The sequence below is a fragment of the Arthrobacter sp. KUASC02 genome (assembly GCF_059739395.1).
On sequence record NZ_AP046053.1, the window covers coordinates 37928 to 59429 of the forward strand.

17 protein-coding genes are annotated in these 21502 nt (G+C 65.9%); 11 read left to right on the forward strand and 6 right to left on the reverse strand.

The window, feature by feature from the left end; translation table 11 throughout:
* Positions 1-78 precede the first annotated feature (78 nt).
* From AC6JAC_RS00170 to AC6JAC_RS00180, 3 genes are all read right to left on the reverse strand, one after another.
* Complete coding sequence (locus AC6JAC_RS00170) at positions 79-1680, reverse strand: ABC transporter substrate-binding protein (RefSeq protein WP_454699874.1); 1602 nt, start codon at positions 1678-1680, stop codon at positions 79-81.
* Between the two features lie 167 nt (positions 1681-1847).
* The gene (murJ, locus tag AC6JAC_RS00175; RefSeq protein WP_497966728.1) at positions 1848-3842 is read right to left on the reverse strand and encodes a murein biosynthesis integral membrane protein MurJ; all 1995 of its coding nucleotides are present in this window, start codon (positions 3840-3842) and stop codon (positions 1848-1850) included.
* Between the two features lie 57 nt (positions 3843-3899).
* Entirely contained in the window at positions 3900-4400 is a 501-nt protein-coding gene (locus AC6JAC_RS00180; RefSeq protein WP_028271870.1) for an NUDIX hydrolase, read from the reverse strand.
* 208 nt (positions 4401-4608) lie between these two features.
* Between AC6JAC_RS00180 and AC6JAC_RS00185 the strand changes: the two genes are divergently transcribed.
* From AC6JAC_RS00185 to AC6JAC_RS00205, 5 genes are all read left to right on the forward strand, one after another.
* A complete protein-coding gene (locus AC6JAC_RS00185; protein ID WP_028271869.1) occupies positions 4609-6099 on the forward strand; it encodes a CCA tRNA nucleotidyltransferase in 1491 nt (496 codons plus the stop codon).
* The gene (locus AC6JAC_RS00190) at positions 6100-6684 is read left to right on the forward strand and encodes a histidine phosphatase family protein (RefSeq protein WP_442853350.1); all 585 of its coding nucleotides are present in this window, start codon (positions 6100-6102) and stop codon (positions 6682-6684) included.
* A 660-nt stretch (positions 6685-7344) separates the two neighbouring features.
* Positions 7345-7488, forward strand: coding sequence for a hypothetical protein (locus tag AC6JAC_RS00195; protein WP_347896928.1), 144 nt, complete (start codon positions 7345-7347; stop codon positions 7486-7488).
* A gap of 183 nt (positions 7489-7671) precedes the next feature.
* Complete coding sequence (locus AC6JAC_RS00200; RefSeq protein ID WP_497962994.1) at positions 7672-9141, forward strand: glycosyltransferase family 87 protein; 1470 nt, start codon at positions 7672-7674, stop codon at positions 9139-9141.
* Complete coding sequence (locus AC6JAC_RS00205) at positions 9134-10573, forward strand: phytoene desaturase family protein (RefSeq protein WP_347896932.1); 1440 nt, start codon at positions 9134-9136, stop codon at positions 10571-10573. Before AC6JAC_RS00200 ends, AC6JAC_RS00205 begins: the two co-directional genes overlap by 8 nt.
* Before the next feature lie 67 nt (positions 10574-10640).
* Here AC6JAC_RS00205 and AC6JAC_RS00210 read toward each other — a convergent pair whose 3' ends face one another.
* Positions 10641-11288, reverse strand: coding sequence for an NAD(P)-dependent oxidoreductase (locus AC6JAC_RS00210; protein ID WP_347897736.1), 648 nt, complete (start codon positions 11286-11288; stop codon positions 10641-10643).
* Between the two features lie 122 nt (positions 11289-11410).
* On the opposite strand from AC6JAC_RS00210, the gene AC6JAC_RS00215 reads away from it, so the two are divergent.
* Positions 11411-11770 (forward strand): winged helix-turn-helix transcriptional regulator, encoded by a 360-nt coding sequence (locus tag AC6JAC_RS00215; protein WP_156037161.1) that lies wholly within the window; start codon positions 11411-11413, stop codon positions 11768-11770.
* On the opposite strand, the gene AC6JAC_RS00220 is transcribed toward AC6JAC_RS00215, so the two are convergent.
* A complete protein-coding gene (locus AC6JAC_RS00220; protein WP_497962996.1) occupies positions 11734-12444 on the reverse strand; it encodes an ABC transporter ATP-binding protein in 711 nt (236 codons plus the stop codon). The genes AC6JAC_RS00215 and AC6JAC_RS00220 overlap by 37 nt on opposite strands.
* Before the next feature lie 51 nt (positions 12445-12495).
* Entirely contained in the window at positions 12496-13605 is a 1110-nt protein-coding gene (locus tag AC6JAC_RS00225) for an ABC transporter permease (RefSeq protein WP_497962998.1), read from the reverse strand.
* A gap of 200 nt (positions 13606-13805) precedes the next feature.
* On the opposite strand from AC6JAC_RS00225, the gene AC6JAC_RS00230 reads away from it, so the two are divergent.
* The 5 genes from AC6JAC_RS00230 (at position 13806) to AC6JAC_RS00250 (ending at position 21501) form a co-directional block, all read left to right on the forward strand.
* Entirely contained in the window at positions 13806-15131 is a 1326-nt protein-coding gene (locus AC6JAC_RS00230; protein ID WP_497966730.1) for a sensor histidine kinase, read from the forward strand.
* The gene (locus AC6JAC_RS00235; RefSeq protein ID WP_028271861.1) at positions 15128-15781 is read left to right on the forward strand and encodes a response regulator; all 654 of its coding nucleotides are present in this window, start codon (positions 15128-15130) and stop codon (positions 15779-15781) included. The genes AC6JAC_RS00230 and AC6JAC_RS00235 overlap by 4 nt, the downstream gene beginning before the upstream one ends.
* 58 nt (positions 15782-15839) lie before the next feature.
* Positions 15840-17831: a penicillin-binding transpeptidase domain-containing protein gene (locus tag AC6JAC_RS00240; RefSeq protein ID WP_497962999.1), complete on the forward strand. Its 1992-nt coding sequence runs from the start codon at positions 15840-15842 to the stop codon at positions 17829-17831.
* 151 nt (positions 17832-17982) lie between these two features.
* Positions 17983-19788, forward strand: coding sequence for an S-layer homology domain-containing protein (locus AC6JAC_RS00245; RefSeq protein WP_497963001.1), 1806 nt, complete (start codon positions 17983-17985; stop codon positions 19786-19788).
* 30 nt (positions 19789-19818) lie between these two features.
* Complete coding sequence (locus AC6JAC_RS00250; RefSeq protein ID WP_497963002.1) at positions 19819-21501, forward strand: ABC-F family ATP-binding cassette domain-containing protein; 1683 nt, start codon at positions 19819-19821, stop codon at positions 21499-21501.
* The last annotated feature ends 1 nt before the right edge of the window (position 21502 follow it).

The window sequence follows — 21502 nt, forward strand, 5'->3', positions numbered from 1 at the left end:
TTCCTGAAGAAGCCGTGTTACCGGGCCCGGAGGCTGTTGCTGCCCGTGGCTGTCCCGTGCCGGCCGGGTGTCGGGCCGCTACTGAACCTTGATCTCGCCGAGGCGGAGACCGTAGCCGAAGCGGGTTTTCGGTGCAGCCAGCTTGGGCAGGTTCTTGATGGACACGATCACGTACTGCGCTGTGACCGGTTCCGGGAGCGGCATGGTCAGATCCGGAGAGGTAAAGCTGTTGGTCCCGACCTGCTTGGCACCTTCCAGGGACGGACGGTCATTTGTCAGCACGCTGATATTGCCGCCGGAACCGCCAAGCTGGCTGAGGGTGATGGACGAAACCTTGGAGGGGCTCTTCAGTTTCACCACCAGGGAAACATCGGGAGCAAGTCCGCCCCAGTTGTCCGTGGCAAACTCCATGTCCGACCAGTAGCTTGCCGCATTGCCGTCGAACGTCTTCGAAAGGTCGCCATCGTAGGTGGCGGCAAAGTCGAAGTCGCCAAGGCGGGAGACGCCCTCGACGGCGGGCGGACCTGCCGCCGGCGCGGTGGACTGGCTTGCTGTCGGCTCGCCGCTGGACTGTGGCTGGGACGCGCTGCTTGACGTTCCGGGGGCGGGGTTGCTCTGCGGTTCGGTCTTGAACAGACTCCCCAGGTTGGAGACGGCAAAGATGAGGCCTACCACCAGCACGGCAGCAAGCAGCCCTCCCACGAGCCACCGCATTGACCTCGGCTCGCGCTCCGGGGGCTCGTCGTCGTCGTAATAATCGTCTGTTTCGTCGCCCCGGCCGCCGCCGGCGAACGCGGGGAAGGTGGCTGCCATCCGTTCACGGGCAGTCCTGGCCGGCCCGGTGGAGGGTGCCTCTTCTTCCGGGTAGTCATAGTCGTTGTTCGCCCACAGGGAGACTTTGGGTGATTCGGCTGCAGGTGCCGGGGCATTGAGCGATTCCGTGTTCCGTGCGGCAGGTACGGCCTGCTGCGGAGTAGTCGCCTGAGGTGCAGTGGTGGGTTCCCGGGACGCTTTGCTTGCGGCTGCGCCACCGGCGGCCAGCCCCGCAGCGCCAGCAGCGGCGCCGGCGGCTGCTGCTGCGCCGGCTCCCTGACCGCGTGCCTGGCCCGAGTCGGATCCGGCGGAACCGACGGAGGGAGCCGACGCCGGGCGAACGGGCGCGGTGCGGGGCGGCACCACGGGAGGGACCACCGGCGGGGACGAAGGTTTGCGGTCCTGGCCGGCCGGCTGGTTGTTGCCGTAGTTGATGTAGCCTGCGTCGACTTCTTCCTCGTCGTACAGGCCGTCATAGGTTTCCGGCTCGTGGGACCGGGCGGTACCGAAGATTTCGCTGCCCAGCGTGTCCGTGAAGAAGGGCTCCACATACGGCGGGTTGGAGGCAACCACGAGGTCCAGGAGATCGGCGGCTGAGGTGTGGTTGGTGATCAGGTAGGTGGTGGACTCACTGACGCCAAGGTCGAGGATCTGCACGTTTCCGGGCCGTTCACCGGTGGCCACCTCGCGGGCGCTCTGGGCCACCTGCTCCGCGTTGTCCGGACCCGCAACCAGGATGCTCACCGGCCGGTTGAGGACCTGGTCAACACCATCCAGCACCAGATCATGGTCGTGTGAGGTCAATACGGTGGCGGTGACCTTGTAGCGGCCGCCGAGCACTGATCCAACATCGATCGGGTGGGACACGGGTTCCTCCTAGACTGCCCGGGGAATCCCCGCCTCAATCATGCCAAAGCGGATACGCCGGTTAGCCGGTTAATTTCTGGTCTGTTACTACTACCCTAGTTAGCTTCTGATCCTAGCCGATGGTGCGTTACGGCCGTGTGAGACAGGCACGGTGAAACCGCGCCAGTTCACCTCTTTTTCTTCCGCCGGCCTTCCGACCGTGCGCTGAAGTGCGGGTTGCGCCCGACCGGTCCCTGGAAGGTGCGGCGTCCGGGCAGCGGAATTTCCTCGCGCATGAAGCTCCCCCGCGCGGTGGTGGGTACATCCTCGGACGGGAGGTACTCGCCTGCGGAAGCGGTTTGGTGCTCGTCATGGTGCGGTGCCGGTTCCTCAACCTGCGGTCCCGCACGGAACGATGCCGCATCGAACTCTCCGGAAATGCGGGGGATCAGGCCGGTGTCAACCGAAACGGTGGCGCGCTCCGGCGTCGTGCGTTCCCGGAGTCCTGCGGTGTCCCGCGACGTATCCGCCGCAGCGCCCGTCGGTGCGGATGGGGCGGATCCCCGCCCCAGCCTGCCCAGAAGCGGCTGCAGCAGGTCGCGAAGCTCGGTGACATGGAAAAGTTTCAGCAGGAACAGGTACGCCACCAGCATCACGGGCCCGACGACGACGATGGTCACCAAGGCCTGGATCCGGCCGCTCCAGGCAAAACCGTCGGCACTGTAGCTGCCCATCAGCCACAGCGCACCGGCGCCGGCCACGGCGGACCCCAAAGCCGCGTAGCCCATCCGGATGTACGAATTGGCGATGCGGGGGCCGTCAAGGTGCCCCAGCAGGCGGCGGAGGAAGTGCGCACTCACAATCACGGACAAGATGTTGCCGCCCGTGTACAGGATGGCGATGGCAAAAATGATCTGGTCGTACGGCAGGAACTGGATGGCGAAGGCCGCCACCACGTTGACGATCGCCAGGACCAGCTGGATGTAGAAGGGAGTGCGGGCGTCCTCGTTGGCGTAGAAGACCCTGGACATCATGAAGTTGGCGCTCATGAACGGCGTGCTGAGGGCCAGGATGGTCAGGGTCTGCGCGAGCATCACGCCGTCCTGTACCTTGCCGCCGGAGAAGAACATGCCCAGCGGGCCGGCCAGCGCGAAGAGAGCCAGTGCACCGAAAACCGTGGCCACCGCCATGGTCCGCAAGCCATGGGACAGGGCGTCCCGCAGGGCCCCCCTGTCGCCGTCCTGGGAGGCCCGCGTCATCCTGTTGAACAGAACGGTGGCCAGTGAGAGGGCGATGATCGAGTGCGGCAGCAGGTACAGCTGGCTGGCCACTTCCAGCACGGCGTTTCCCGGCAGGAAACCGGCCGCCGGATCCCCGGCACGCTCAAGGCGCAGGCGTTCGGTACCCGGAATGGTGGCGATGCGCATCACGTACAGGAAGGCGAGCTGGCCGACGGCGGCAGTAAGGAGCGTCCAGACGCTCAGCTTTGCGGCCTGCCCCAGGCCCACGCCGCGCCAGCCAAACTTTGGACGGAGTCCCAGCCGGAGGCGGAATACAGGAATCAGCAGGATGGCGGTCTGGGCAACCACTCCGATGGTGGAGAACCCGGCCACCAGGAACGTCTGGGTGGGTCCCCAGTTGTCCAGGGTGTGCGGATTGGTGACGTTGGCCCCGAGGATCCAGATGAACATGCCCAGGCCGGCGATGGCCACGATGTTGTTCAGGATGGGCGCCCACATGGCCGGTCCGAACGCCCCGTTGGCGTTCAGCACCTGCGTGAGCAGGGCATAGAGGCCGTAAAAGAAGATCTGCGGCAGGCACCAGAACGCGAAGGACACCGCGAGTGATTTCTGTTCGGCCGAATACCCCTGCGTGGTCAGCTCAATGACCCATGGAGCCAGGAGGGTCACCAGCAGCGTCAGGCTGAGAAGCACCAGGACAGCCAGGGTGAGCAGGCGGCTGATGTAGTCCGCTCCCCTGTCCGGGGCCTTGCTGGCCTTGATGATCTGGGGAACCAGGACGGCGTTGAACACACCACCGGCCACGAGGAGGAAGATCAGGTTGGGCAGGTTGTTGGCATTGATGAAGGTGTCATTGACCGTGGAGCCGAGGCCAAGGGCTGCACCCAGCATCCAGGTCTTGCCGAAGCCCAGGAACCGGGAGACGAGGGTGCCGGCCGCCATGACGGCACTGGAGCGGGCTTCGCTTGGCTGGACAGTCTTGGAATCAGTCACAGAACCTCAGAGGTGTTCCGGCAGGACTTCCCTGGCGAGGTCCGCGATGCGGCGCTCATTCGGAAAAGACAGCTTGCGGGCGAGCTCCTGGATGGGCACCCAGGCGACATCCACGGCTTCCTGGTCGGGATCGTTTTCGATAGTCAGCTCGCCGCCCGTGGCCCGGAGCAGGTAGTGGTGGACGGTCTTGTGGACGCGGTGCCCGCTGACGGTAAACCAGTAGTCGATACTGCCCAGCGGGGCCAGGATGTTTCCGCTGATGCCGGTTTCCTCGGCGATCTCGCGGACGGCCGCTTCCTCGTTCTTTTCCTTGCCCTCCGGATGGCCTTTCGGCAGGCACCACTCGAGGCGACCCCCGCGGTTAAGGCGGGCGATGATCGCAACCCTCAGTTCGCCGTCGGACGTATCAACAACAACGCCGCCGGCGGAGATTTCCTCAACGGTGGGCAGCGAGGCCGGTCCCGGGTGCTGGGCGGGCGCGACATGGGCACCGATTGCCGACGGCAACGGTGGGTTTGTCCTCCTGCCAGGAGCACTCGGTACGGGATGGGCCATGAAGTCCACTCTAACGACTCTTGCCCGTTCCTGATGACCGGAACATGACAAGAAAGTGGACTGCGTGTGACGTAGATTCCCGAAGCAACGGTGTAACGGCGCGGTTAGGCGGCCCCGATTGGTGCTTGTTGGCGTGGTTTTCTGACAAGCTTAAGTAACTATGGCGCACGCACATCAAAAGTCCGACCCGCACACCGTCGATTTCCAGGTGGACCCGGTGGTCCTGGAGCTCGGGCAGCGCTTCGTCGACGCCGGCCACGAATTGTCGCTGGTGGGCGGTCCCGTTCGTGACCTCTTCCTGGGCAGGCTCTCCCCTGACCTGGACTTCACCACGGACGCCACGCCGGACCAGACCCTGGCGCTGATCAAGAAATGGGCGGACAACTTCTGGGAGATCGGACGGGCATTCGGCACCATCGGAATGCGGAAGTCCGGCTTCCAGATCGAAATCACCACCTACCGTGCCGAGGCATACGACCCGGAGTCGCGCAAGCCGGTCGTCGCGTTCGGTTCATCCCTTACGGATGACCTCCTGCGCCGGGACTTCACCATTAACGCGATGGCGCTGCGGCTGCCCTCGATGGAGCTGGTTGATCCGTTCGGCGGCGTCCGCGACCTCCATGCCTCCTTGCTGGCCACGCCAAGTTCGCCGGAGTCATCCTTTTCCGATGACCCGCTGCGCATGATGCGGGCGGCCCGCTTCGCCTCGCAGCTAGGTGTGGCCGTCCGTGCGGACGTGAAAGAGGCCATGACCCGGATGGCGGAACGGATCACCATCATTTCCGCGGAACGTATCCGCGAGGAACTGGTGAAGCTCATCTGCGGATCCCACCCCCGCGTGGGCATCGACCTCCTGGTGGACACCGGCCTGGCCGAATTCGTCCTGCCGGAAGTTTCCGCGCTGCGGCTCGAAGCCGACGAACACCACCGCCACAAGGACGTTTACCAGCATTCCTTGCAAGTGCTGGAGCAGGCCGCATCCCTGGAAACGGATTCCGACGGCGCCGTCCCCGGCCCCGATTTTGTGCTCCGGTTTGCTGCCCTCATGCACGACGTCGGCAAGCCGGCGACGCGCCGTTTTGAACCGGGCGGTGCCGTGAGCTTCCGCCACCACGACATGGTGGGTTCCAAACTGACCAAGAAGCGGATGAAGGCCCTCCGCTTCGACAACGACACCATCAAGGCCGTGGCGCGGCTGGTCGAGCTGCACATGCGCTTCTACGGCTACGGCGAGGCCGGGTGGAGTGACTCCGCGGTCCGCCGCTACGTGACGGACGCCGGACCCCTCCTGGAGCGCCTGCACCGGCTGACGCGGTCTGATGTGACCACACGCAACCAGCGCAAGGCCGACAGGCTTTCCTTCGCCTATGACGACCTCGAGGCGCGCATTGCTGCGCTGCGCGAGCAGGAATCGCTGGAAGCTGTGCGGCCTGACCTTGACGGCGGCCAGATCATGGCCCTGCTCGGGCTGAAGCCCGGGCCGGTGGTGGGCAAGGCCTACAAATTCCTGCTTGACGAGCGCATGGAGCACGGCCCGCTCGATCCCGCAGTGGCAGAGGCCAGGCTGCGGGAGTGGTGGGCAGGCCAGCCCGAGGCCGCAGAACAGCAGCCGGCCGCCGGCGTCGAACTTTCCACGACTGAGGAGTCATAAGTGATTTCAGCTAACAGCACCGCACGCCCCCAGCTTTGGATCCTGCGCCACGGTGAGACTGAATGGTCCAAGAGTGGCCAGTACACCGGACTCACCGATCTGCCCTTGACGGTGGAGGGCGAGCAGCAGTCCGTGGAGGCGCGGAAGATTCTCGACGGCGTTGACTTCGACCTGGTGCTGACCTCCCCCCTGCGGCGGGCACGCCGGACGGCGGAACTTGCGGGATTCCCCGACGCTGAACAGGAACCCCTTGCAGTGGAATGGAATTACGGCGACTACGAAGGCATCAGTTCCGACCTGATCCGCAAGGACAACCCGGAATACCTGATCTGGACCCACGGCGTGCCCAACGGCGAGGCCCTTGAGGAAGTGGCTGCACGGGCGGACAAGATCGTGGCCCGCGTGCTCGAATCCGGACTGGACAACGTACTGATTGTGGCCCACGGACACTTCTCCAGGATCCTGACCGCACGCTGGTTGGGACTGGACCCGCACGAGGGCCGGCATTTCATCCTGGGGACGGCGAAAGTCTGCACGCTGGGATGGGACAAGAGGACCCCGGCCGTGGTCCGCTGGGGACTATAAAGACGATTTATCAAATATTTCCGGGAATTGCTTAAATTCACTAGTCAAATCCTCCATTGCTGGTGTAATTTTATTCCTGACTCCAGTGCGTTTTGCCAGGGTCATCGGCGCGTGCTGTCCGGTTAGTCAACCGAACAGCGGCAGAACAGAAAAGGAGGTTGGGAAAAATGATTACTTTGACTAGCGGATGGAAGATGACCATCACCGCCACCCCGGCCTCAGTTGCTGCCACGCGCCCTTTTCACGGAGTGACCGCCTCCTAACCTAGCGATTCCGGCCTCCCGGCCGAATCCTGGTAACGGCTTCCCGATTCAGGAAGCTCCCGGCAGTCATCCGTAGGCGGGCCCCATGCGGTTACGCAACACCCCATAGTTCAGAACCCCGCTTCTTGTTGGGGTCTGCGGCGTAGCTGCCTCTGGGGCCACTCTTCGCGTAGCGAAATCCATCATCTGCTTCGGTCTTTATGCCGGAGCTAATTCACCGGGCATTTCCTGCCTAATTTAGTGCCATTAATTCCGTTAATTAATTGGCTTTATTTGTCATGCCCAATTCCGGGCACAACCACTCATCAAAGGACCACACGTGAGCAGCACCGCCAGCACCATGCAACAAGTCGACCGTGGCCGACGACGCCTGACAACACCCCGGAAGGAGGTACCCATGATGAAATGGCTCCGGAGCGTTCTGCGCTTTGGCTGGCAGCCGGCGTTGAAGGAGAAGACGCTGTTCAACGGCCAGCTCCTCGACCAGAACCGTGAAGACGTGTACGTCGTCCTGCACCAGATGGGCGGCGTCCTTCGCTGAGCAAACGATCGTCGTTCCCTTCAGTACCGAGCTGCAGCCGGTAACGGAAAAATCCAGGAGAACCAATGGCGGCGAGCAAGATTCATGCACAAAAAGCCCACGCGGCGACGCGTGGGCTTTTTGTTGCCGGTACACCGCCAAGCCGGGACGGCTGGTGCGCAACTGCGACGGTAAGCTCGAGGAATGCAGGAGACAATGCCGCCGGCGCACCGGAAACGGTCCCGCCTGGTTATCCCGAGCCGAAGTGACCTCCTGCTCAGGAACTTCACCGAGCTGATCGGCGGGCCCATGGGGCGCCGGGCTGAACCCGGAGTCGTCTCGCCGGGTATATTCACCGTTGAACGCGTCCTGATCATCCTTACGGTTCTGGCCGCCCTGGCAAGCATCATGGTCAAGAACTACTGCCGCGCGAACGGCTGGGAGTCGCCAGGCCAGTTCTACTCCACCTGCTATTCGGATTTCCCGGAACTCTTCCGCAACCGCGGACTGGGCGACGGCACCTTTCCCTTTTTCAGTGAAGGCAGCTTCTTCGAATATCCCGTCCTGATGGGAATCATTGCCGGCCTGACTGCCATGCTGGTCCCGGGGCAGGGCGCCACCGATGCGCGCATTCTCGGCTACTTCGACGTCAATGCCACTCTCATCGCCGCCGTCTGGATCGTCACGGTCCTGGCAACCGCGCGCATGAGCCGGCGCCGGCCGTGGGACGCCGCCATGGTGGCAGTGGCCCCCGGCATCATCCTTGCCGGGGTGATCAACTGGGACATGTGGGCCGTGTGCCTGCTGGCCGTCGGGATGTACTTCTTCGCCCGTGACCGGCTGGTGCTGGCCGGCGTGCTGATCGGCCTGGGCACGGCCACCAAGCTGTATCCGGTCCTGGTCTTCGGAGCGATCCTGCTGCTGGCGCTGCGGACGGGAAAGATCCGGCCCCTGCTGGTCACCGCCGCCGCGGCCGCCGCCGCGTGGCTAGCCATCAACCTTCCCATCGCCGCAATGAACCCCTCCGGCTGGAAGTACTTCTACCAGTTCACCGAGGACCGCCCGGCCGGCTACAGCTCCCCCTGGTTCGCCTACAACCTGGTGGCCGGGCGGCTGCAATGGACGCCCCTCGGGCCCGAGGCGATCAACACCCTCGCCCTCAACCTGTTCCTCATCAGCTGCGTGCTCATTGCCTTGCTGGCGCTGACCTCACCGCGACGCCCCAGGCTCGCCCAGCTGGCTTTTCTGATCGTTGCGGCGTTCATCCTGACCAACAAGGTGTACTCACCCCAGTTCGTCATCTGGCTGATCCCCCTCCTGGCCCTGGCCCGCCCGCGCTGGCGCGATTTCCTGATCTGGCAGGGCATCGAAGGCCTGCACTGGGCGGCGGTCTGGATGTACCTGGGGCAGGTGACAAGCGGCGGCCCGACGCAGCACAACATCGACATGCCCTACTACGTGCTGGCGGTGGGCCTGCACATGATTGCCACCGCGTACCTGATGGTCCGGGTCGCCTGGGATATCTGGGACCCCGGCTACGACATCATCCGGCGCCACTCATTGGACGATCCCCAAGGAGGGCCGTTCGACGGCGCACCCGACTGGTTGCGATTGGATCCGGCGAACCCGGCCGCATCGGTGCTCCCCTGGCGGCGGGCGGCCAGCGATGCCTGACGTCGCCGTCGTCGGCTCCGGTCCCAACGGCCTGGCGGCAGCGGTGACCATGGCCCGCGCCGGCCTCAAGGTGCAGGTGTTTGAGGAGGCTGCCACTCCAGGCGGCGGCCTTCGGACCTCCGAACTGATGCAGCCCGGCCACCTGCACGACATCTGCTCGGCAGTCCAGCCCATGGCGCTTGCCTCCCCGTTCTTTCAAGACTTCGAGCTGGCGCGGCGCATCGACCTCATCACGCCGGAGCTTTCCTTCGCGTCGCCCCTGGACGGGGGCAGGGCCGCGCTGGCGTACCGCTCCCTGGACCGCACTGCTGCGGGGCTAGGACGGGACGGCCCCGCGTACCGCCGCCTGATGGCACCCCTCGTCGCCCGGGCCGCCGGCGTTGCCGACTTCACCCTGAACCAGCTCCTGCGGATTCCGCACGACCCCGTTGCCGCCGTTTTGTTCGGGCTGCGGACCCTTGAGCAGGGCTCAGCGGCGTGGAACGCCAGATTCAGGGACGATCTGGCACCGGCCCTCCTGACGGGTGTTGCCGCGCACTCCGTGGGCGCCCTGCCGTCGCTGGCGCCCGCCGGTGCGGGGCTCATGCTGGGGACGCTGGCGCATGCGCAAGGCTGGCCCATTCCGGTGGGCGGGTCCGCTTCCATCGCCAGTGCCATGGTCCGGGACATTGAAGCGCATGGCGGGACGGTGGAAACCGGCCGGCGGATCGATTCCCTGGCGGAACTGCCGGCCGTCAGGGCGACACTGCTGGATATCGCTCCCCCGGCACTGCTCAGGCTGGCCGGGGACAGCCTGCCCGCCGGGTACCGCCGCTCCCTGGCCTCCTATCGGTTCGGCAACGCCGCCTGCAAGGTCGATTTCATCCTCGCCGGACCGGTTCCGTGGCAGGCGGCAGAATTGGCCGATGCCGGCACGGTCCATGTGGGCGGCACGCGCGCAGAGATGGCCGAAGCCGAAAACCAGGTGGCCGCCGGAAAGCACCCGGATCGTCCCTACGTCCTGGTCTCCCAGCCTTCGCGGTTTGACGATTCCCGCGCCCCGCAAGGACGGCACATCCTGTGGACGTACTGCCATGTCCCTGCCGGGTCAACCGTGGATATGGCGGAGGCAGTGACGGCGCAGCTGGAACGTTTTGCCCCTGGTTTCCGGGACCTTGTGGTGCAGGTGCAGGTGACGACGGCGGCCGGACTGGCGGACTACAACCAGAACTACGTGGGCGGCGACTTCGCGGCGGGGCTGATGGATCTCCGCGGACTGGTACAGCGGCCCGTGGTCAGTCCCGTCCCGTGGCGAACTCCCCTGCCGGGTGTGTACTTGTGTTCCTCCTCCACCCCGCCTGGCCCCGGCGTTACCGGCATGCCGGGCTTCCACGCCGCTAAATATGCCCTCAAAGACATATTCGGTCTGCCGCTTCCCCGGCTCGGTCTTTAGCCCCAAGGCTCTAGGCGCCCAGGGTCCTAGGCGGTGGCGCGTGGCCGAGTGCCGGGGCACCTCCGGATCAGGAAACGGGGTACCCCGGCTCGCCAACAGCATTGGCATCTGTGTTGGCTACCGTGAAGCGTGCCCGATGGTGGGACGGATTTTCCAGCTCGTCCAGCATTGCCACGGCAAAGTCCTGGGTGGTGATGGACCGGCCGGCGGGTGAGTCGTCCGCCGTCACATACTTGCCGCTGCGGATGCCCGGCTGCATGACGGGAGCTGGCGCCAGCATGGTCCAGTCAAGGGACTCCGGAGCAGATCGAATTTCATCGTAGGCGGCGGCCATGGTGCGGGCTTCGGGGCGGTAGGGCTCAGGGAAATCGGGGGAATCACACAGGCGCATACCGTTAATCTGCAGAGCACCCGCGCCCCCTACCACCAGCAGGCGCGTCGCACCGGCACTGCCGAAGGCTGCCTTCATGGCAGCCAGCCATTCGCCGTGATCACCGCCCGTGCGGCTGGGCACCGTGGCCAGCACCACGGCGTCGTGATCGCTGGCAATGCTGGCGAACATACGTGTGTCCGCCAGTTCTGCGCTGCAGGCCGTGGCGCCGGGGAGTGCGGCGCCGGTCCGCGAAATAGCGGTGACTTCGTGGCCCCGCCGCAGCGATTCCTTGACGATTTGGCCGCCCACCATGCCGGTGGCGCCGTACACCGCGATTTTCATGCCGCTCCTCGCACTGGGTATCGTAGAAATTCACAGTATCTCTAGGATACCTAGGGGCGCGAAAGAAACGAGGATGCCTCATCGATACCAACCAGCTTGACGCCTGGCCGGGCGGAGACATCATGGATCCGAAGTGCCCCTCACGGGTTGTCTTTCAGCGGGTCGGTGACAAGTGGGCCTCCCTGGTGGTGCAGGTCCTGGCCAACGGACCGGTCCGTTTCTCCGAATTGCGCAAGCACGTCCACGTCATCACCCCCAAGGTCCTCACCCAGACGCTCAGGACGCTGGAACGGGACGGGCTGATCACCAGAACGGTGTTCGCCCAGGTCCCGCCCCGCGTCGATTACCAGTTGACGGACCTGGGGGTGTCCCTTCTGGGCCCGCTCACCGTGCTCAGGGAATGGGCCGAGTCAAATGTCCCCAGCATTCTGGACGCCAGGGAAGCCTACGATGACGCCCGTGAAGGGGCCTTGGCAGGCTGAAGGGCAGAAATCCGCCCATCCCGCATGCTCGCAACCAGGTCCGTCATCGGCACAAATTCGGTGTCGTGGGTGACCATCACGGTGGCCACGTTGAATTCGTCCGTGACCTCGCGCAGGAGCCGGACAATCGCTCCGCTCCGCTCGTGGTCCAGGGCCGCGGTGGGTTCGTCCACCAGGAGGACCTTGGGGCGGCCCATCAGGGCGCGGGCTATGTTGACGCGTTGACGCTGTCCGCCGGAAAGCTGATGCGGGCGCTTGTCCCGCACGGCACCGAGTCCGACGACGTCCAGAAGTTCCGCGGCAAGCGTGCGGGCCGCAGCCAGGGGTTTCCCGCGCAGATGATCGGCCAGGAGGAGCTGTTCGGCCGCGGTCAGGGACGGTAGAAGGTTCGGCTGTTGGAAGATGATGCCGATCCGCTCCCTGCGCAGTGCTGTCAGCTCAGCGTCCCGCAGGCCGGTGGCCTCCTGCCCGTCGATGGTCACCACGCCCGACGTGGAACGGATGAGCGCCGCCGAGACTGCAAGCATGGAGGACTTGCCGGATCCGGAGGGTCCTACGAGGGCGAGAAACTCCCCTGCGCCGAGTGCGAGGTTCACGGAGTCCAGCGCCTTCAGGGTGGTGTCTCCGTCCGGGTACTCGAGCGTTACGTTGACCAGGTTGAGCGGGGTATCCAATGGAGTATGCCTTTCAAGGAATATACGGGTGGAGGGGACCACGGGGGAGAGTCAGTTGCCGCCGAGGGCAAGGAGGGGGTCAACCCTCGTGACGCCGCGGACGGCCACTGCGGCGCCGCACAGGCCCAGGAGCAGGATGCCGGCGACGGGCGCCAGCGTGGTGGCCGGGGTGAGCAGGAACGGCGCCGCCTGCGCCGCCAGGAAGCCGCCGAGCAGGCCCGTTCCGCCGCCGGCAATTGTCCCTGCGGCCAGCACCATCACGGCCTGTCCCATGGCATCCCGGAGTACGTAGCCGGGCGAGCCGCCCATGGCCTTGACCACGGCGATGTCCCGGGTCCGTTGAACGGTCCACACCGTCAGGAACGCCACGATCACGAGGGCGGAGATGCCGTACAGGAACGCCTGCATCATCATCAGCGAGCCGTTCTCGCTCTTGAAGGATCCGAGGGCCTGGAACGAACCGTCACGGGTGGCACTGACGGTCCCGGCCGCAGCATTGGCGGCGTCCACGTCAACCCGGGCGCCGGCGTCGAACGTCACCGCCAGTACGGTGCCCACCGATCCGCTGCCAATGCGGGCCAGTTGACGCCAGTCATTCAAGGACGTCCAGACCACGCCGGTGTGTGAATACCACTGGTCCGGGACGATGCCCGCAACGGCAAGTTCAAGGCCGCCCACTGCCAGAAGGCTGCCAGGGCTGAGGTGCAGGTCCGCTGCGAGGGTTTCGCCAACCACAACCGTTCCGTCACCCGCGGGATCTGCCAGGAGACTGCCCGGGCCCGCGGACAAACCGTTGCTGCCGCCGAAAACGGCCACGTTTGCGGTGCCGCCCGGCGCACCGGCTGAGCCAACGGCCTGCGCCCGGACCTGGCTGATGCCCAGCGCCTCCACCCCGGCGACGCCGTCCCGCGCGGACCAGGCAGCCAGCTGCTCCCGGGTCACTTCCGACTCGGTGAACGACGCCTTGGCCGGAGTGCCGGCCGGGGCGCCGAAGACGATCTGGTCGGTCCGCAGCCCGGCGATCGCCGACGTTGACTGGTTGCCCAGGCCGGCGGTCAGTCCCGAGAGCATCACAAGCAGCAAGGTGATCAGGGCGATGACCGCTGCCATCAGGGCGAAGCGTCCTTTGGCAAAGCGGAGATCGCGAATGGCGAGAAACACGTGGTTCCTTTCGTGGTGGTGTGGTGTTGCTTTCCACTCTTCCGCCACGGGAGGCAGCGCACATCGGCCTCCCGGTTGGCCATCAGGAGGCAGCGGGTGGAGCAGCGGCTCAACCAAATGGTTGATCTCCGGGAGCCGGGCCCGATTTCACCGTGAAACGGGAGTCGCGGAGGATACGCTGGATTGATGCGAGGCACGTGGTGATCCAGGGCGAACCCAGCGGTTCCGCGATAATCCTGCGGCTCCTGAGAATCAGCCTCCACGTGGGCTTCGCCGTCCTGCTTCTGGTGGCCATGGCGCGCGTGCTGATGTCCGGTCCGGAGCTGTCCGGCTGGTTTACCCTGGCCCTTGCCGTGGTGCTCGCCGCCGTCTACCTCGTCGGCACGGTCCTGGAGAAACGCCACTCCACGGATGCGAACCGCTTTGATCCGCGGCGGTATGCACCGTGGTGGCTCGGGGCAGTCTCCGCCCTGTGGCTGGTGCTCATCTGGTCCAGCGCGGATTTCGTCTGGCTGGCCTTTCCACTCTTCTTCCTGCAGCTCCACGTACTGCGGCGGCGCGTGGCCCTCCCGGTCATTGCGGTGTCCACGGTGCTGGTGGTGGTGGCGCTCTGGTTCCACAACAGGGGCGCAGCCGGGCCTGCCCTGGAGCTGCCGATGGTGCTGGGGCCCGTGTTCGGTGCCGCATTCGCCGTGATCACCGGCCTCGCGTACCGGGCGCTGTACCTTGAAGCGGAGAACCAGCGACTCGCGGCCGAGGAGTTGCGACGGACGCGCGGCGAACTGGCCCGCAGCCAGCACGACGCCGGTACCCTCACCGAGCGCGCACGGCTGGCCCGCGAAATACACGACACCCTGGCCCAGGGCTTCTCGAGCATTGTGCTGATGGGCCGATCGGCTGAAAAGGCGCTCGACGACGGCGACACCGCCACAGCCCGCGAACGGCTCCGCACGGTGCAGGAGACTGCGTCCGCCAACCTCGCCGAGGCGCGCAACTTTGTCCGCGGCCTGCAGTCACCGGCCCTTGAGCAGATGTCCCTGGCGGGGAGCCTGCGCCGGCTCTGCGAAAAGACCGAGGCGGAGGCGGCGGCACGCGGGGCGGGCCTTAGGTGCCGCTTCGACCTCGAAGGCACGCCCGTGGAGCTGCCCAACCCGTACTCCACCACCCTTCTCCGTGCGGCGCAGGCGAGCCTTGCGAACGTGTGGGTCCATGCAAAGGCAAGCACCGCCGTCGTGACCCTGTCCTTTCTGGGTGCCGAAGTGGCCATGGACATTTACGACGACGGCGTCGGGTTCCGCCCGGAAGCGGCTGGATCCGGGGTCGGGCCGGACAAACCACAGCCGCAGGACGGTTCCGGATACGGCCTGCGGTCGCTCCGGGAGAGGGTGGCGGCGCTGGCCGGCACCCTCGACGTCGAGTCCGCCCCGGGCGAGGGAACAGTGGTGGCCATCCGGCTCCCGCTCGTGGACACATCGGCAACGGCGGAACCGGCACACGGGAAACCAGCCGGCGGGGATCGGCCATGAGCGGCATCCGGATCCTGCTGGTGGACGACCATCCGGTGGTGCGCGCCGGGCTCCGAGCCATGCTGAGCGACTTCGAAGGCATCACAGTGGCCGCCGAAGCCGGCGACGGTGCTGCCGCCCTCGCCCAGCTGGCCAGGCTCCGCGCCCTGGGCGAGCCAGTGGACGTTGTCCTGATGGACCTGCAAATGGGCGCGGGCATGGACGGCGTCACGGCCACGCAAAAGATCAAGGCCGGCGAGGCCGGCACGCCTGCACCGCCGGTGCTGATCCTCACCACCTATGATTCCGACGCCGATATCCTGGCCGCCGTCGAAGCCGGCGCCAGCGGTTACATGCTGAAGGATGCCCCGCCCGAGCACATCCGCCAGGCAGTCCTCTCCGCGGCGGCCGGCGGGACCGCGCTGGCTCCCGAGGTGGCCGCACGGCTGATGGGCAGGATCCGGAACCCTGAACCCGCACTGTCCGCCAGGGAGATCCAACTGCTGCAGCTGCTCGCCACCGGACTGCCGAACCGTGCCATCGCCCGGCAGCTTTTCATCTCCGAGGCCACCGTCAAGACCCACCTGGTGCACATTTACGGAAAACTCGGCGTGGACAACCGCACCGCGGCGATTTCCGTGGCCACGCAGCGCCGGATCATCCGCCCCTGATTGCGGGCCGGCGCCATGTGACAAGAACATTGTCCGGGCTTGCGGGCATAATGGCGCGATGGGGAACTTTCAGAAACTTTCGCTTGCCCTTGTGGGACTCATAATTGGCGGATCGCTGGTGGCTTGCGACGACGGCCGTGCCGGTGCGCAGGACGCAGCGAGAAAGCTCGCTTCTGCAATGGCTGCGCTGGACGTCGGCTCCGTCGCCTTTGAGGGCAAGGAGTCCGCAGCCGCCAACGAACAGCTGAAAGAAGTCTTCCAGGCTCTGGATCCCGCCAAACCGGCCGTGGAATCCGGAGAGCTGACGTTGGAGAAGGACACCGCGACGGTCCCGCTGAATTACACCTGGAAGATCGGCTCCGGCGAGTGGAAGTACACCGCGGCAGCCGAACTGAAGAAGTCCGGCGACAAATGGCTGACAGTGTGGAAGCCTGCCCTGCTGGTGCCCGAACTGGCAGAAGGCGAAGTTATTGGCGCGGGCGCCCAGGCGCCCCAGCGTGCGGATATCCTGGGCGCCGGCGACGCCAAGCTTGTCACTTACCGGCCGGTGGTGAACGTTGGCATCGACAAGCCCAAGCTGGGTTCAGCCGACCCCGCCGCATCCGCCGCCAAACTCGCCCAGCTGGTGGGCGTGGACCCGGCCGCGTACACGCAGCAGGTACAGGCAGCCGGTCCCGAGGCATTCGTCACCGCCATCACCCTGCGCCAGGACGGCCGGACCATTACCGACGAACAAATTGGCCAGATCCCCGGCGCCCGGTCCATCGCCGGCCTCCTGCCCCTGGCGCCGACCCGCACCTTCGCCCGCGCCCTCCTGGGGACGGCCGCCGAGGCGAATGCCGAACAGATCGAAAAATCCGGCGGGACCCTCAAGGCCGGGGACACCACCGGAACGGGCGGGCTTCAGCAGCAATATGATGCACAGCTCCGCGGCACTGACGGAATCCAGGTCTATGCCGAAAAGGCAGGGCTCTCGGCCGAGGAGAAACAAGCGTTGCCCAACAATGGCCGCAGGACCCTGTTCCAGGTTGACATGAAACAGGGAACGCCGGTGAAAACCACCTTGGACCCGCGCCTGCAGCAGCTCGCCGAGGACGTCCTGGCCGAGGTCGGGCCGGCGTCCGCCATCGTGGCCCTGCGCCCCTCCAGCGGCGCTGTCCTGGCAGCAGCTTCGGGACCCGGCAGCAACGGCTACAACACGGCCCTGCTCGGCCAGTACGCCCCCGGCTCAACGTTCAAGATGGTTGATTCCCTGGCCATGATCCGCAACGGCCTGACCCCGGACTCCAAAGTTGAATGCACGCCGACGCTCACGGTGGACGGCCGGACGTTCAAGAACGCGGAGGGCTATCCGGAAAGCTCCCTGGGATCCGTCACCCTGCGGGACGCGTTCGCGCACTCCTGCAACACGGCTTTCATTGCGGCCCGCGACTCCGTCAGCCAGGCGCAGCTTGAATCCGCGGCCACCTCGCTCGGTGTTGCCGTTGAGGCGCCCGGGCTGGGGGCAGCCGCCTTCCTCGGCTCGGTCCCCGGCGAGGCGGAGGGCACCGAGCATGCCGCTTCCATGATCGGCCAGGGCAAGGTGCTGCTTTCGCCGCTGGCTGCTGCCGTCATGGCCGGCTCTGTGGCCAAGGGCTCCCCCGTGTCACCCGTCCTCGTCCTGAACGCGGAAGCCGGCTCCGGCACAGCAGCCCCCGAAGAGTCCGGAACGCCGACGGCGGACGGGACATCGTCGTCGTCCTCCACGGCTCCTGCTCCGGCCAAGGCCGCCGAGAAGCCGGTCACGGCGGCGGAAGCGGCCGCGCTGGCCGACATGATGCGCGCCGTGGTCACCTCGGGCCACGCCGGATTCCTGGCCTCCGTGCCGGGGGAACCCGTGGGAGCCAAAACGGGCACGGCGGAATTCGGAAATGAGAACCCGCCCAAGACGCACGCCTGGATCGTGGCGGTGCACGGCGATCTGGCCGTGGCGGTCTTCGTCGAAGAAGGCGGCCTGGGAGCGACGACATCCGGTCCTTTGCTCAAGGACTTCCTCGTCGCCGCCGGTTAACCCGGCGTTAGCGCAGGTTCGGCGCAGGATTCCGTCAGTTTTTGGCGAGTGCACCGGGAAAGTACGCAAGCGAACCATATTCTGGGAGGGCTCGCCCCGTGGCGGCTTACTGCACCTGATTTCTGAACACTGAAAGAAGCACTGACGCCCGATGCAGCTCATTCACCGGACGGCCGCCGTCCTATCGGCCCTGCTTCTTTCGATGGCCTCGATCAACGTCCTTGCCGTTCCGGCGCAGGCGGCCCCGTCCGACCCGGCAGTGCCTCCCGTCTCCTCGACTGCGGAGGGGACACCGCACTCGGACCACACCTTCGAGCCCGAAGCCCTCAGGGCCATCCGGGAGGCGGAGACCCCGCAGGGGGCCGCCAGCAGCCTGACCCGGGCCGGAGACATCCAGGTGACCCTGGTGACCGTAAAGCTTGCTGACAAATCGGCGGAGCAGACGGCGGCCATTGACTTGAATGCCGCAAAAGCCGGAATCAGTGCATCCAGTGCTTTCTGGAAGACCATGTCCAACAACCGGCTCTCGATGTCCGTGGCGACCACCCGGACCGGTGTTCCATCGGCGGCAAAGTCCACCCAGACCTATTACGAGATCATGGACACCGTGACGCGCGAGCTGGGCTGGGTCAATGCGCCCTACAAAGCGCTCGTAGTGTTCGTGCCCACGACGGAACTGTCGTGGGGGGCACTGGGAGCGGGATGGAGCGCCGGAAACCAGGGCGGGCGCATACTGATGCCCCTGCCGAGCAACTTCACCAACAACGTGGTGGCCCACGAGTTCGGACACGTCCTGGGCCTGATGCACGCTGACAGCCTGCAGTGCCTGAGCGGCAAGGCGGACGTCGGATCCGATATCAACGGAAACTACATGGACAGCTCCTGCTCCGTGCGGGAGTACGGCGACACCATGGACCTCATGGGCGCCTCTCGCTGGTTCGAGCTGCCTACCATCAGCTCCAGCCACTGGGAGGCCGGAGGGTTCGGCCGCGGTGATGAAATACGCAACACGGGGATTGCCGCCGGAAGCAAGAGCTACACCCTCAAGGCCTGGGCCGGAACCGAAGCCAATCGCGCGTTGAAATTCACGGACCCCAAAAGCGGGGAGGTCTATTTCATGGAGCTCCGGCTGCCCGTGGGCTATGACGCCCGGCTGGCCGTGAACGGCAACAAGGGCGTCAAGATCGTCCAGCGCGGCGGCGCCACAGCAGTCTCCTCATTGCTGCTCATGCCGTCCACCATTCCCTTCGACGGCTACTACGCGACGAACCACGCCTGGCAGGCCGGAAGCACGTTCGTGACCCACGCCGGCACCAGGGTCAGGATCGATTACGTGTCCGGGGACGCGGCAGGTGTCACGATCACGGCCCCCGAGCCCTTCACCGACATCAGCGGATCCGGCTTCCGTTCGGACATCATCTGGATGTATGACACCGGATTGAGCACCGGCTGGGGCGACGGAACCTACCGGCCGTACCAGGCAATCAGCCGCGAGGCCATGGCCGCCTTCATGTATCGGCTCGCGGGGAGCCCCGCCTACACTCCGCCGGCTAAGTCACCGTTCGTTGACGTCCCCACCGGAAGCCTGTTCTACAAGCAGATCGCCTGGCTCGAGGCGGAAGGGCTGGCCAACGGCTGGGAGGACGGCACTTTCCGGCCGGGAGCATCGATGAGCCGTGAGGCCATGGCCGCCTTCATCTACAGGTACAGCGGCGAATACTGCCGGCTGCCTGCCACCCTGGGCTATTCGGAGCCGCCGGTCGCGCCGTTCAAGGACGTTCCTGTTCCGGCCCCTTTCTACGGCGAGATCGCCTGGACCAACTATTCGGGAGTCTCCAAGGGCTGGGGCGACGGAACCTACCGGCCCCTGGACGCCATCACGCGTGAGGCCATGGCCGCCTTTATCCACCGGCTGGACACCTACCAGGATGCCAACGGAGGCTGCCGCCCCGCCTAGCCCCCACGCAGGCATGGGAAGATTGAACGCGTGGCTCATATTGACGTTTCCGGCATCGACTACTTCCTCTCCGACGGCACGCAGCTGCTCAACGGGGTGACCTTCAAGGTCCCGGACGGCACCAAGACGGCGCTGATCGGACCCAACGGAACGGGAAAAACGACGCTCTTCCGCATCATCTCCGGCGACCTGGTCCCGGATGAAGGCGTAATCGGCCGGTCCGGCAACATGGGCATCATGCGCCAGTTCGTGGGCCAGGTCCGGGACGAATCCACGGTCCGCGACCTGCTGGTCTCCGCTGCGCCGCCCGCCCTGGCCGCCGCCGCCCGGGCCGTCGACGAAGCCGAGCTGGCCATGATGGAGCACGACGACGAGCCCACCCAGATGCAGTACGCCCAGGCCATCGTGGACTGGGGAGACGCCGGCGGGTACGACGTCGAAACCGTCTGGGACGAGGTCTGCATGGCCGCGCTGGGGCTCCCGTTCGACCGCGCGCAGCACCGCCCGGCGTCGAGCCTTTCCGGCGGCGAGCAGAAGCGGCTGGTGCTGGAGGCACTCTTTGCCGGCCCGGACGAACTGCTGCTCCTCGACGAACCGGACAACTACCTTGACGTCCCGGGCAAGCGCTGGCTCGAGGCCAAGCTCAACGAGTCGAAGAAGACCGTGTTCTTCATCAGCCACGACCGCGAACTCCTCAACAACGCCGCGAGCCGTATCGTGACGCTTGAACCCGGTATCAACGGGGCAGGGGCCTGGGTCCACGGCGGCGGCTTCGGCTCCTACGTCGAGGCCCGCGCGGACCGCAATGCCCGCTTCGAGGAGCTGCGCAAACGCTGGGACGAGGAGCACGTGAAGCTCAAGGAACTCGTCAACATGTACAAGAACAAGGCCGCGTTCCGCTCCGACATGGCCAACCGGTACCACGCCGCCCAGACCAGGCTGGCGAAGTTCCTCGAAGCAGGCCCGCCCGAGGCCCTGCCGATCGAGCAGAACGTGCAGATGCGGCTCAAGGGCGGCCGCACCGCCAAGCGTGCGATTGTGGCCGAAAGGCTGGAACTGACCGGGCTGATGAAGCCGTTTTCCACCGAGGTGTGGTTCGGCGACCGCGTGGGCGTACTGGGTTCCAACGGCTCCGGCAAGAGCCACTTCCTGCGCCTGCTCGCCACCGGCGGAACGGATCCCGAGCGGGAACACCTGCCGGTGTCCGACGTCGACATCGCCGAAGTGCCGCACGAAGGCACCGTGAAACTTGGCGCCCGCATCCGTCCCGGCTTCTTCGCGCAGACGCACGTCCGGCCCGACCTTCTGGGCAAGACGCTGCTCGAGATCCTGCACCGCGGCGACGAACACCGCTCGGGGCTGGGCCGCGAGGCTGCAGCCGGTGCCCTGGACGGATACGGCCTGGCGTCACAGTCGGAGCAGAAGTACGAATCCCTGTCCGGCGGCCAGCAGGCGCGGTTACAGATCCTGCTGCTGCAGCTTTCCGGAGCAACCCTCCTGCTCCTCGACGAGCCCACGGACAACCTGGACCTGCACTCGGCCGAGGCCCTGGAACGGGCGATCGACCACTTTGAAGGAACGGTCCTGGCCGTGACGCACGACCGCTGGTTCGCCCGGACGTTCGACCGTTTCCTGGTGTTCGGCTCCGACGGCAAGGTGTACGAATCCGCCGAGCCGGTCTGGGACGAGAAGCGCGTGGAACGCGTCCGGTAGC